This is a genomic window from Nocardia sp. NPDC127606 (genome assembly GCF_042671725.1).
Lineage (GTDB): Bacteria > Actinomycetota > Actinomycetes > Mycobacteriales > Mycobacteriaceae > Nocardia.
This window is the reverse complement of the sequence record NZ_JBHXWQ010000002.1, coordinates 871267-883807: the sequence shown is the minus strand read 5'-3', so window position 1 is coordinate 883807 and position 12541 is coordinate 871267. Positions and strand designations below refer to the sequence as shown.

Annotated in this window: 12 protein-coding genes; 5 read left to right on the top strand and 7 right to left on the bottom strand. The window is 68.7% G+C overall.

What is annotated here, in order from left to right:
- Position 1: 1 nt before the first annotated feature.
- Complete coding sequence (locus tag ACFVJ5_RS14715; RefSeq protein WP_379220413.1) at positions 2–1318, top strand: bifunctional o-acetylhomoserine/o-acetylserine sulfhydrylase; 1317 nt, start codon at positions 2–4, stop codon at positions 1316–1318.
- The gene (locus ACFVJ5_RS14710; RefSeq protein ID WP_379220412.1) at positions 1315–2460 is read left to right on the top strand and encodes a homoserine O-acetyltransferase; all 1146 of its coding nucleotides are present in this window, start codon (positions 1315–1317) and stop codon (positions 2458–2460) included. Before ACFVJ5_RS14715 ends, ACFVJ5_RS14710 begins: the two co-directional genes overlap by 4 nt.
- 4 nt (positions 2461–2464) lie before the next feature.
- Here ACFVJ5_RS14710 and ACFVJ5_RS14705 read toward each other — a convergent pair whose 3' ends face one another.
- Positions 2465–3100, bottom strand: a complete 636-nt coding sequence (locus ACFVJ5_RS14705) for a TetR/AcrR family transcriptional regulator (protein WP_379220411.1) — start codon at positions 3098–3100, stop codon at positions 2465–2467.
- A 133-nt stretch (positions 3101–3233) separates the two neighbouring features.
- Between ACFVJ5_RS14705 and ACFVJ5_RS14700 the strand changes: the two genes are divergently transcribed.
- A complete protein-coding gene (locus ACFVJ5_RS14700; RefSeq protein WP_379220410.1) occupies positions 3234–4190 on the top strand; it encodes an oxygenase MpaB family protein in 957 nt (318 codons plus the stop codon).
- A gap of 64 nt (positions 4191–4254) precedes the next feature.
- Here the strand turns inward: ACFVJ5_RS14700 and ACFVJ5_RS14695 are convergent, their stop codons facing one another.
- The gene (locus ACFVJ5_RS14695; protein WP_235569656.1) at positions 4255–4581 is read right to left on the bottom strand and encodes a DUF3017 domain-containing protein; all 327 of its coding nucleotides are present in this window, start codon (positions 4579–4581) and stop codon (positions 4255–4257) included.
- A 46-nt stretch (positions 4582–4627) separates the two neighbouring features.
- On the opposite strand from ACFVJ5_RS14695, the gene ACFVJ5_RS14690 reads away from it, so the two are divergent.
- A complete protein-coding gene (locus ACFVJ5_RS14690; protein ID WP_379220409.1) occupies positions 4628–5110 on the top strand; it encodes a tRNA (cytidine(34)-2'-O)-methyltransferase in 483 nt (160 codons plus the stop codon).
- 3 nt (positions 5111–5113) lie between these two features.
- Here ACFVJ5_RS14690 and ACFVJ5_RS14685 read toward each other — a convergent pair whose 3' ends face one another.
- From ACFVJ5_RS14685 to ACFVJ5_RS14665, 5 genes are read right to left on the bottom strand one after another with little or no spacing between them, the layout of a single operon-like run.
- Entirely contained in the window at positions 5114–5338 is a 225-nt protein-coding gene (locus ACFVJ5_RS14685) for a DUF167 domain-containing protein (RefSeq protein ID WP_379220408.1), read from the bottom strand.
- Positions 5298–6308 carry a DUF4349 domain-containing protein gene (locus tag ACFVJ5_RS14680; RefSeq protein WP_379220407.1) on the bottom strand — a complete coding sequence of 337 codons (1011 nt, stop codon included), beginning with the start codon at positions 6306–6308 and terminating at the stop codon, positions 5298–5300. Before ACFVJ5_RS14680 ends, ACFVJ5_RS14685 begins: the two co-directional genes overlap by 41 nt.
- 53 nt (positions 6309–6361) lie before the next feature.
- Positions 6362–7402 carry a M48 family metalloprotease gene (locus ACFVJ5_RS14675; RefSeq protein WP_379220406.1) on the bottom strand — a complete coding sequence of 347 codons (1041 nt, stop codon included), beginning with the start codon at positions 7400–7402 and terminating at the stop codon, positions 6362–6364.
- 51 nt (positions 7403–7453) lie between these two features.
- On the bottom strand, positions 7454–10909 hold the full coding sequence (locus ACFVJ5_RS14670; RefSeq protein WP_379220405.1) for an error-prone DNA polymerase: 3456 nt from the start codon (positions 10907–10909) through the stop codon (positions 7454–7456).
- A gap of 58 nt (positions 10910–10967) precedes the next feature.
- Positions 10968–11423 carry a hypothetical protein gene (locus ACFVJ5_RS14665; RefSeq protein WP_378635369.1) on the bottom strand — a complete coding sequence of 152 codons (456 nt, stop codon included), beginning with the start codon at positions 11421–11423 and terminating at the stop codon, positions 10968–10970.
- Between the two features lie 132 nt (positions 11424–11555).
- Here ACFVJ5_RS14665 and ACFVJ5_RS14660 point away from each other — a divergent pair, with 132 nt between their 5' ends.
- Positions 11556–12512: an SDR family NAD(P)-dependent oxidoreductase gene (locus tag ACFVJ5_RS14660; protein WP_379220404.1), complete on the top strand. Its 957-nt coding sequence runs from the start codon at positions 11556–11558 to the stop codon at positions 12510–12512.
- The last annotated feature ends 29 nt before the right edge of the window (positions 12513–12541 follow it).

The window sequence follows — 12541 nt, the reverse complement described above, 5'->3', positions numbered from 1 at the left end:
CATGACTGACTCTTCCCTGCCCGAGAACTGGTCCTTCGAGACCAAGCAGATCCACGCGGGCCAGGCACCCGACGCCGCCACCGGCGCGCGGGCATTGCCGATCTACCAGACCACCTCGTACGCCTTCCGCGACACCGATCACGCCGCCGCGCTGTTCGGTCTCGCCGAGCCGGGCAACATCTACACCCGGATCATGAACCCCACCCAGGACGCGGTGGAGCAGCGTGTGGCCGCGCTCGAGGGCGGCGTCGCGGCGCTGCTGCTGGCCTCGGGCCAGGCCGCGGAGACCTACGCGATCCTGAACCTGGCGAGCGCGGGCGACCACATCGTGTCCAGCCCGCACCTCTACGGCGGCACCTACAACCTGTTCCACTACTCGCTGCCCAAGCTGGGGATCACGGTCTCGTTCGTCGAGGACCCCGATGACCTGGAGCAGTGGCAGGCCGCGATCCAGCCGAACACCAAGGCGTTCTACGGCGAGACCATCGCCAACCCGAGCAGCGCGGTCTTCGACATTCCCGGCATCGCCGGTGTCGCGCACGCGAACGGCCTTCCGCTGATCGTCGACAACACCGTCGCCACCCCCTACCTGATCCAGCCGCTGGCCCACGGCGCCGACATCGTCGTGCATTCGGCGACGAAGTACCTGGGTGGGCACGGTGCGGCCGTGGCGGGCGTGATCGTCGACGGCGGCACCTTCGACTGGACCGTGCGCGACGCCGACGGCAACGTGCGCTTCCCCGGTTTCACCGAGCCCGATCCGAGCTACCACGGCGCGGTGTTCGCCGATCTGGGCGCGCCCGCGTTCGCGCTCAAGGCGCGGGTGCAGTTGCTGCGCGATCTGGGTGCGGCGGTCTCGCCGTTCAACGCGTTCCTCATCGCGCAGGGCATCGAGACCTTGAGCCTGCGGGTCGAGCGGCATGTCAGCAATGCCGAGGCGGTCGCGAAGTTCGTCGCCGAGCAGCCGGGCGTCGACGCGGTGTTCTACGCGGGCCTCGAGTCCTCGCCGTGGCACGCGCGGGCCAAGGAGCTGGCGCCCAAGGGCGCGGGCGCGATCGTGGCCTTCGAGCTGGCAGGCGGCGTCGACGCGGGCAAGAAGTTCGTGGACGCGCTCAGCCTGCACAGCCATGTAGCTAACATCGGTGATGTGCGTTCACTCGTGATTCACCCGGCGTCGACCACGCACTCGCAGTTGACGCCCGAAGAGCAGCTGGCGGCCGGCGTCACTCCCGGCCTGGTCAGGCTCGCGGTGGGCATCGAGGGAATCGACGACATTCTGGCCGATCTGCGGGCCGGGTTCGCGGCGGCGACGACGTGACTGTGAGCACCGAATCGCCGATCGCCCGACCAGGAACCGGGGTGGCCCTGCTGCCACCGCCGGACGGGCGCGTCGGCCTGGTCGCCATCGGGGATGTGGCGCTGGAGAACGGCGCCGTCGTCCCCGATGTGCGGCTGGCGGTGCAACGCTGGGGCGAGCTCTCGCCCACCCTGGACAATGTGGTGCTCGTCGAACACGCGCTCACCGGCGACTCCCATGTCGTCGGTGGGCCCGACGGGGCGCCCGGCTGGTGGGAGGGCATGGTCGGGCCCGGCGCGCCGATCGACACCGACGAGTGGTGTGTGATCGCGACCAACGTGCTGGGCGGCTGCAAGGGCAGCACCGGCCCGTCCTCGCTCGCCTCCGACGGAAAGCCTTGGGGCGCACGGTTTCCCGAGCTGAACATCCGCGACCAGGTGAAGGCCGAAGCGCAGTTGTTCGAGGTGCTCGGGATCGAGCGGCTCGGCGCTGTCGTCGGCGGCTCGATGGGCGGCATGCGGGTGCTCGAGTGGATCATCGGCCTGCCCGAGCGGGTCAGCGCCGCGCTCGTGCTGGCCGTGGGCGCCCGCGCCACCGCCGATCAGATCGGTACCCAGACCACCCAGATGGCCGTCATCGCGGCCGATCCCGACTGGCAGGGCGGCGACTATCACGGCACCGGTCGCGCGCCGATGACCGGCATGGGACTGGCCCGGCGCATCGCGCACCTGACCTACCGCACCGAGGGCGAACTCGACCACCGGTTCGCCAACAAGGCCCAGGGCGACGAAGACCCGTGGACCGGTGGGCGCTACGCGGTGCAGAGCTATCTCGAGCACCAGGCCGACAAGCTGGTCCAGCGGTTCGATCCGGCCACCTACGTGCTGCTCAGCGAGGCCATGAACCGCCACGATGTGGGTCGCGGACGCGGCGGTATCGCTGCCGCGCTGGCCTCGACATCGGTGCCGTGCGTGGTCGGCGGAGTCGACTCGGATCGCCTGTACCCCTTGCACACCCAGGCCGAGCTGGCCGAAGGACTGCCGGGCTGCGCGGGTCTCGAGATCGTGCATTCACGCGACGGGCACGACGGGTTCCTCACCGAGGCGGCCGCCGTGTCGAAGCTGCTCACCGAGACGATGCGCTTGGCGCGGGAGAACCGCTGAGCCGTCAGGGCCCGGTCAGCAGGGTGACGATCGAGCGAACGTAGGCCTGAAGTCGTTCGCGCGGATACTCTTCCGGCTCGCTGACGGCCAGCCTGCCGAGCATTTCGGCGACGGTCAGGGTCGAGTTCGCGAGCAGTTCGGCATCCATCCCCGACCAGCGCGGTGACAGCGAAATGCCGATGCGGACAAGAGATTCCGCGCGCGCCAGGATATCGGCCCGCGACGTGCGAAGAGCCGCGCGGTATTCGCCGGGGGCGCTCGCAGGCGTGGCGAGGATCAGCCGCCAGCGCGTCGGATTCGCCAGTGCCACACCGACGAACGCTTCCACGGTCGACGAAGCGACGGCGACCGGATCGGCGCCGAGCAGGTCGTCGGGCAGCGTATCCGCGATCTGTTCCAGTCCGCGTTCACTTTCGCGTTCCAGCAGCGCTTCGACCAGCTCGGCGCGGGTCTTGAACACGGTGTAGAGCACCGGTTTTCCGACCCCGGCCTCCTGCGCGACGGCCTCCATGCTCAACTCGTGCAGTTCCACCCGGCCCAGCACGGCGAACGCGGCGTCGAGCAGTTGCGCACGGCGCTCCTGCGGCGGCAGCCGCGGGGCATAGCGGCGCCGCGGTCGTCGATCCTGCGTCGCGGTCACGCGCCCACCTGCCTTTCTCCCTGTGGACGATACCCCGCGGCCGACTTGTCGACGCAAATCCTACGCAACCGTTGTATTCATCACACGCCATTGCTACGGTGGTGTTGTATTCACTTGCAAAGGAGCACGTGCAATGGCCTTCGACCCCACCTCCCTGCGCCGCGACGACTACGGCTTCTTCGGACCCGGCTCCCCCAGCTGGAAGGTCTGGGCGTCGCCGACCGCCTTGATCGGATTCCAGCGCGCGGTCGCCCTGGAACACTTCGATCCGTTCCTCACCGCCGCCGTCGCCGATTCGCAGGGGATCTACAGCAACCCGCGCACGCGGCTCGACCACACCCTGCTGTACTTCGTGCTCGTCGCGGTCGGCGACGGCCGCACCGCCGTCCAGGCCGCCGAGCACCTGATGAAAGTGCACGCGCCGATGACGGGCATCGAACCGATCAGCGGCAAGCGCTACAGCGCCAACAGCCCGGAAACCCAGCTGTGGATCCACATCACCGGCTGGCACTCGGTGCTCAAGGCCTATGAGATGTATGGACCCGGCCCGCTGAGCCCCGAGGAGGAGCGGCGCTTCTGGGCCGAATGCGCGATCGCCGCCGAACTGCAGACCTGCAAGCCCGCGGACGTCCCGCGCTCGCGCGAGGAGGTGCGTGCCTACTACGAGCGAGTCCGGCCGCAACTGTGCGTCACCGAGCGCGCCATCGAAGGCATGCACTACCTGATGTGGACGCCGCCGAGCAAGGGCTGGGGCTACGCGATCGGGAGCAGGCTGCTCTCGCTGGCCAGCATCCCGACGCTGCCGATGTGGATGCGCAAGCTCGGCCGGTACCGGGTGCCCCGCGTGGTCGATCTCGCGGTGCGGATTCCCGCGAAGGTGATCGCCTGGGTCGCCGCCCGGCGCGACAACTGGGTGATCGTCAAGGCCGCCCCGTTCATCGCGCCGATGACCGGGCAGGTCTTCGCCGCACACGCCGCCGCGCCGGTGCCGGTCGACCCGGTGACGATCACGCCGGACCGGGCGCGCGCCCTGTACGGCAGCCAGGGGCATCGCAGCCTCTGGGAGCCGAAAGTCCCCGAAACCGCCTGAACGACACCACATCCGCGGGTGTCGAGGCCGGCCACGTCAACGACGCCGTGGTCGGCCTTTCGCGTCAGCTGACGCCGAGGGTGTTGATCGTGGCGGCCAGGAAGACGATGGCGCTGCCGAGCGCGGTGAGCGCCGCCACGTCGAACGGGCGGCTGCGCACGGCGAGCAACCCCACCTGCACGGTCGGCAGGCACAGCCGGAACGCGGCGGCCACCAGGGCGGCGCTGCCGAAGATCAGCGCGCCGCGGCGCCACCGATCCCAGGCGACGAAGCCGACCGCGATCACGATCAGCGCGGTCACCACGGTCATCGGCAGATGACTGCGCAGGTACTGCTCCCCCGCGCTCAACCGCGCGACCCGGTGCTTGCCGGTCGTCTCCGCCTCGTTCACGAGCCCGATTGTTCCAGATACCGCCTGCGCGCGGACGGGGTGGCGCATGACAGAGTGGTCCGCTGTGCTGCACCTGATCTTTCACGAGCCCGTGATTCCGCCCAATACCGGCAACGCGATCCGGTTGGCCGCGGGGACCGGCTGCGCGCTACACCTGATCGAACCGCTCGGCTTCGACCTCTCGGAGTCCAAGCTGCGCCGGGCCGGACTGGACTACCACGACCTCGCGGTGGTGACCGTGCATCCCGACCTGGCAATGGCGTTCGCGGCGATCCGGCCCGGCCGCGTGTTCGCCTTCACCACCCAGGCCACCACCCGTTTCACCGATATCGCCTATCGCGACAACGACGCGCTGCTGTTCGGTACCGAGCCCACCGGTCTGCCCGCGGAAGTACTGGCCGATCCGCAGATCACCGAGCAGGTGCGCATTCCGATGCTGCCGGGTCGACGGTCGATGAATCTGTCGAACGCGGCGGCGGTGTCGGTGTACGAGGCCTGGCGGCAGCTCGGATTTCCGGGCGCGGTCTGACTCTCAGTCGATGTCGAACCGCTTGAACCGTGAGGTGGCGCCGGCGGTCAGCCGGACGGCGGACTTGGCGACGCCGAAATGATCGGCGAGTAGTTCGATTGCGGCCTTGTTGGCCTTGCCCTCGACGGCCGGAGCGCGGACGTAGAGGGTGAGGGTGCCGTCTTCGGCGGTTTCGACGAGTGGGCCTTTACGGCTGTTCGGTTTGATCGTCGCCCGCACCGTGGACACCGGGGGTCTCCTTCCCGGACGCTGCCGATGCGGATGCGCCGGATGCGGTGACCTCGGATGCGGTGGCCGCCGGTGCGGTGGGCCCGGCAGCGGAGGGCACATGCGCTCCGGTGCGACGGCGCCTGCGCAGCAATCGCAGTGCGGCATACAGCAATCCGCCGATCACGGCGAGGAAGCCCAGCCACGGCACGGCCTTGCCGACGAAGACGATCGCGTCCTGCAACCAGTCGATCAGCGAGTGCCAGCCCGAGACGATGCCGTCCCAGAAGTTGTCCGGGTCGCCGGGTGCGTTCTTGTCGTCGGCGGTGAGGGTGATGGTGAGCGTCGACAGCGCGACCTGATCGTCGAGGCTGCGTTTCTGCGCGGTGAGACTGTCGAGCTCGCCCTGCCTGCTCGACAGCGCCTCCTCCGCGGCGATCAGGTCGGCGGTGTTGGTGGCGCTCGTGATCAGCGCTTTGAGCCGGTCGACGGAGGCCTGCAGGGCGCGGATGCGGGCGTCGAGATCCTGCCACTGCATGGTGACATCGTCGCGATTGGTGCTGACCCGGGTCACCGTGCCGACCCCACCGAGCCCGGTGATGAAGGCATCGGTCTTGTCGGCGGGCACCCGCACACTGAGCACCGCCCGAGCGGCACGCTCGTCGGTACCGGGCTGTTCGGTGCGGCTGTCGATCCGGCCGTCGACGGCGCGGACCTGCTCGGTGACGGTCGCGGCGGCGGCGATCGGATCCCCCGAGGTGACATCCACCGATCCGGTGATCACCTCTTTCCGGTTCGACTGATCCGTCGGCGCCGGACTGTCCTGCTGCGGGGCGCCCTCGCGGAACCCGGGCGCCACCGCGGGAGCGGGCCCGCCCATGACGGTGGGCGAGGACGCCTTACCGGCATGGTCCTCGCTCTCGTCATCGCCGCACCCGACCAGGAACACGAGTCCGAGCAACGCGATCATCACCACGGCAAGCTTGCGCATGATCGCAGCGTAGTGCGTGGGAGAGCCGGAGCGGGCGCGCTCGCGCGACCTGGTCATGACGGCTGATCGTCGGCCGTTGCCCTGTGCCGTTGAGGTTCGAGCGCTTCGACCGCGCGGCGGCGGCTGTCGGGCGGCGGGTGGGTATGAATCAAGCGAGCCAGCAGTCGCTGCTCGGCCGGGATAGCGTCCCAGTCCGCCTGCAGTCGTCGTAGTACACCGCGAAGATCCTGGCCGTAGCCGAGTTCCACCGCTACTCGGTCGGCACCGTACTCCTGCCACTGGGACAGCCTGGCTCGCGCGAAGGGCTGCGCGACGAGGACCACCACCACGACCAGGGCGGTCGGCAGCCCGAGAAACCGGGTCGACACGGCGAGAATCGCCCAACCCGAGCCGAGGACGGCTGCGGTCGGCACGATGACGACCACCAGCACGCCGAGGAGGATGACCGGCCGAGGCCCCCGAAACAGTCGGTGGGCGATCCACCGAGGCCCGATTTGCAGCGACCACGCGACCTTGGACACCACGCCCACAGCGAGCCCGAGGAGCAGGTCGGCGGGACCTCGATACCACTTGATCAGCCACCGTAACCACATTCGTCCCAGCAACTGATGGCCCAACTCGTGCGCGAGTACCGCCTGCAGTTCTCCTCGCGTGAACACGTCGACGGCATGCCGGGTCACGACGACGTGCCGGCCCAGAGTCGCGTATCCGTACACCTCTCCGTTCACCGTTGCGACGTCGTTAACCCATGGCGTATAGCGAGACCCGTCGATCCGGGCAACGGCGGCGACCGCCGCCCACGCGGCGACCACTTCCGCGTGCTCGGGCGACGCGGACCGGCTGGCCTGCGCTGCCGCACCGGAGATCAGGACACCGACGAGCAGAACGCACGCGCCCGATACCGGCCACACCAGCGCGGCGACGACCACGAGCCAGTCCCCGACCAGCGCCGACAATCTCCAGATGAGCCATCCGCTGAGCACGATCGACGGCAGCGAGACAACCAGATCCCCGATCAGCACGAAGAACTTGGTCCGTCGTGCGACCAGCACCGGTCCCGCGGATTCCGATTCCTGCCGAGCCTGCGCGTTCATGCTGTACCCCCAATTCCCAAGATACCCAACGGATACCGGGTGACCGCGAGATCAGCGGAAGTCGCGGGATCGGGCGACGATCCGCAGGTCGAGATGTTCGAGGTGGTCGGCGACGACGCTGGCTGCGCCCTCCGCGTTTTGGATGCGGCCACGGATGAGCAGGGCGGTGGCGTTCTGGGCGAGGCGGCGGTAGCGGGTCCACAGGCCGACCGAGCAGACGACGTTGACCATGCCGGTCTCGTCTTCGAGGTTGAGAAAGGTGACGCCCGCGGCGGTGGCGGGGCGCTGACGGTGGGTGACGGCGCCCGCCACCAGGATTCGCGCGCCGTCCTCGACGAGCAGGAGATCGCAGGCGGGGACGACACCGAGCGAATTCAGATGGGCGCGAAGGAATTCGGTGGGATAGGAGTCGGGCGAGATACCAGTGGCCCAGACGTCGGCGGCGGCGAGTTCGAGTGCGCTCATGCCGGGCAGAGCGGGCGCCGCGACGGCGGGGCCGGTGCCGGGCAGGAGATTCGCGCGTTCCTGGGCCGCCGCTCCCGCCGCCCACAGCGCCGCCCGCCGAGAGCTTGTCACCGAGTGCTCGGTCGGGGTGTCGACCAAGGTGCTCAACGCGCCCGCGGTGGCGAGGGATTCGGTTTGGGGGATGGTCAGTTCGATGCGACCGGTGAGGTCGAGCATCGAGGTGAAGGGGCCGTGTTCGGCACGGGTGGCGACGATGCGCTCGGCGAGGTCGGTGCCGATGTGCCGCACGCCCGACAGGCCGAGCCGGATCTCGGTGCCCGCGTTCTCGAGGGTGGGCTCGGCACGGCTGGCATTGATGTCGGGGCCGTGTACGCGCACCCCGTGCCGGCGGGCGTCGGCGACCAGCGACTGCGGCGAGTAGAAACCCATCGGCTGCGCACGCAACAGCCCGGCGCAGAACGCCGCCGGATGGTGCAGCTTGAACCACGACGAATAGAACACGATCGAGGCGAAACTCTGGGAATGGCTTTCGGGGAAACCGAAATTGGCGAAGGCGTAGAGCTTCTCGTAGATGCGGTCGGCGACCTCGTCGGTGATGCCGTGCAGCTCACGCATGCCCTGGTAGAGCCTGGCCTTCAACATGGCCATCTTCTCGGGCGACCGCTTCGACCCCATCGCCCGCCGCAACTGGTCCGCCTCGGCCGCGCTGAAACCGGCGACATCGACCGCCATCTGCATCAGCTGTTCCTGGAACAGGGGGATGCCGAGCGTGCGGGTGAGCGAGCGCTCCAGCGAGGGATGGTCGAACACCACCGGTTCCTTGCCATTGCGCCTGCGGATATACGGGTGCACCGAGCCACCCTGAATCGGCCCCGGCCGGATCAGCGCCACCTCGACGACCAGATCGTAGAAATTGCGTGGCTTGAGCCGGGGCAGCGTCGCCATCTGCGCGCGCGACTCCACCTGGAACACCCCGATCGAGTCCGCGCGTTGGAGCATCTCGTAGACGCCCGCTTCGGTGAGATCGAGCGCGTGCAGCTCCACCGTCTCGCCCTTGTGCTCGCGCACCAGGTCGATCATGTAGTGCAGCGCCGAGAGCATGCCCAGCCCGAGTAGGTCGAACTTCACCAAACCGACCGCGGCGCAATCGTCTTTGTCCCACTGCAGCACGCTGCGCCCGGCCATCCGCGCCCACTCCACCGGGCATACGTCGGCGATCGGGCGATCACAGATCACCATGCCGCCGGAGTGGATCCCCAAATGCCGTGGCAGACCATCGAGTTCGCCCGCGAGTTCGAGCACCGCGTCCGGAATATCGGTGTCCGTCTCGGCAGCGACCCCGGACCAGCGGCTCACCTGCTTACTCCACGCGTCCTGCTGCCCCGGCGAAAAGCCGAGTGCCCGTGCGGCATCGCGCACCGAGGACTTGCCTCGGTAGGTGATCACGTTCGCCACCTGCGCGGCGTAGTCACGGCCGTACTTGGCGTAGACGTGCTGGATGGCCTCCTCGCGGCGGTCGGATTCGATATCGACATCGATGTCGGGCGGCCCGTCCCGCTCGGGTGAGAGGAACCGTTCGAAGAGGAGTTGATTGCCGACGGGGTCGACATTGGTGATGCCGATGGCGTAACAGACCGCGGAGTTGGCGGCCGAACCCCGGCCCTGGCACAGGATGTCGCTCTCCTTGCAGAACTGGACGATGTCGTGCACCACCAGGAAATAGCCGGGAAAGTCCAGGTTCGAGATCACCGCCAGCTCGTGGTCGATCTGCCCGTACGCCTTGGGGTTTCGCTCCCTCGGCCCGTAGCGTCGCGCCGCGCCCGCGTAGGCGAGGTGGCGCAGCCAGGAGTTCTCGTCGTGGCCGGGCGGCACCTCGAACGGGGGCAGATTCGGCGCGATCAACCCCAGGTCGAACGCGCATTCGCGAGCCAGCACCGCCGCGTTCGCCACCGCGTGCGGGTGGTCGGCGAACAGATGCGCCATCTCCACACCCGAACGCAGGTGCGCGCCGCCGGTGGGCGCGAGCCAGCCCGCCATCTCGTCGAGACTGCTCCTGGCGCGGATCGCGGCCAGTGCCATCGCCCGGCGACGCTGCGCCGGCGAGGCGAAATGCGCTCCGGTGGTGGCGAGTACGGGAACATCGAGCCGGTCGGCCAGCGCGATCAGCAGGGCGTTGCGCTCGTCATCGGTGGCGATGCCGTGATGGGTGAGCTCCACGCTCACCCGATCGGCGCCGAATCGTTCGATCAGATCCCGCAGGGCCGCTTCGGCTTTCGGTAGCCGGATATCGCCACCGCGCAGATCGTGTTCGAGCGCGGTGCGCAGGTGGCCTTTTCGGCAGCCGGTGAGGATATGCCAGTGCCCGCCCGCCGCCGCGGCGAGCGTGTCGAGGTCATAGCGCAGCACGCCCTTCTCCCCCGCGGCCATGTGCGCTGTCGCCATCTCCCGGGAGAGCCGCCGGTACCCCTCCTGCCCCCTGGCGAGAACCAGCAGATGCGGACCGAGCGGATCGGGAGATCCGGTGCGCGGCACCGAGTCCGGCGCGTTCACGTGCCCGTGTTCGACCGCATCCGCGACGGGAGTTCGCAACCCGCCCCGAGGGACAGAACGGCGCCGGACCGCATCCCCTCGGCCCGGCGCCGCCTCCGCATCGGTTCCCAGTGACAGTTCGGCACCGAAAACCGTTGGCATTCCCCATTCCCTGGCCGCCTCGGCGAACCGGACGGTCCCATAGAACCCGTTGTGGTCGGTGAGCGCGAGCGCTTCCAGACCGAGCCGCACCGCCTCCTCCACCAGCTCCTCCGGCTGACTCGCCCCGTCGAGGAAGCTGTAGGCGGAGTGGGCGTGTAACTCCGCGTAGGGCACCGTCGGGCCGGTCGGCCGGTCGAGCTCGGCGGCGTGGTACTCGCCGCGTTTGCGTGACCAGGCCGGACTGTCGCCGCCGTCGCCCGGGTGCATGTCTTCCGCCGGCCTGCCACTCGGCTTGCCCGAGAGCACCCGCTCCAGTTCCGACCAGGTCGGCGGACCGTTGCTCCAGCCCATGCACCCACTCCTCTCACGACCCCCGCATCACCGCACCCCTTTCCTGGTGGAGGACAACTCAATTCGCGGGCAAGCGCTCCATCGAGCGCGATTCCAGCGCCGCCTCCACATGGCTCAGACCGGTGCGGATCACCGCGCCGTAGGCATCGTTGGCGAGCACGTCCAGGTGCCCGCGCGCGATGGCCAATTGCATCCGCGCCATCTCGAAGTCACCGACGCGGCGATGACTGTCGGCCAGGTTCAGATACAGCGAGGGCAGGAACCCGCGCAGCCCCTCATCGAGCGGGATACCCGGCCCGAACACCGCGGCCAGCGCCCGCTGGTCCCACAGCAACGCACCCTCCGGCAACTCCTGCACATCCGCCAGGTGATGCGCCACCACGCAGCGATGCAACGGGTCGCCGCCTTCCCCTATCTCACTCCACAGCCTGGTCAGCGCCGCGCGCGCCGCATCAGGGTCGCCACCGCCGAGCCGCACCGCGGCATAGATGTCCGCCATCCGATCGTCCGCCATGTGCATCAGTATCGCACATACGTTCGAATATTGGCGAGCGGCATTCGAACATATTTTCGAGTTTCTCGAGGATCCTGGCCCTCGAACTTACTTTGGAGTAAGTTCGAGGGAACGAGCTGCAAAGGAGCAGTGATGTCTCAGGTTTCTCCAGGTGAACGGGGCCGCAAGCGGCGCGATCTCACCGACAGGCATGTCGTGATCACCGGTGCGTCGTCCGGGATCGGACGGGCCGCCGCACTCTCGGTCGCCGACAAGGGCGGTGTCGTGTTCCTGCTCGCGCGCCGCGCCGACGAACTGGCCGCGGTGGTCGCCGAGATCGTCGACGCGGGCGGGCAGGCCTACGGCTACCCGTGCGATGTCACCGACTCCGAATCCGTGGACTCGGCCGTCAAGGCGATCCTCGACCAGCACGGCCACGTCGACATGCTGGTCAACAACGCGGGCCGGTCCATACGCCGCGCCATCCACCGCTCCACCGATCGCCTGCACGACTTCGAACGCACCATGGCGGTCAACTACTTCGGTGCGCTGCGGATGACGTTGGCACTCCTGCCGCAGATGCGCGAACGCGGCTTCGGCCACATCGTCAACATCTCCAGCGCCGGCGTGCAGGTGGCCACCCCCCGCTTCGCCGCCTACCTCGCCAGCAAGGCGGCCCTGGACAAGTTCACCGAGGTCGCCTCGGTCGAAACTCTCGCCGACGGAGTCACTTTCACCACCATCCACATGCCGTTGGTGCGCACCCCGATGATCGCCCCCAGCGGCGACCAGGGGCCGTCCGAATCCCCCGAGTGGGCTGCGGGCACGATCGTGCGCGCCCTCACCGAACGTCCCAAACGTATCGATGTCCCCCTCGGTACCCTCGCCGAATACGGCGGCATCATCACCCCCAAACTCCGCGACCGCATCCTGCACCGCTACTACCGCGCGCTGCCGGATTCCCCTGCGGCCAAGGGTGAATCGGCCGAAGACACCCCGGCCCCCGCCCCGGTCCCCCGGGCAGATCCGAAAACCCCTTCCGCCGCCCGAAAAGCCACCGGCACCGCCCTGCGCCGCGCGGCCCGCTGGGTACCCGGCACACACTGGTGACCCGCGCGTAGTCACTCAGTTCGCCTCGT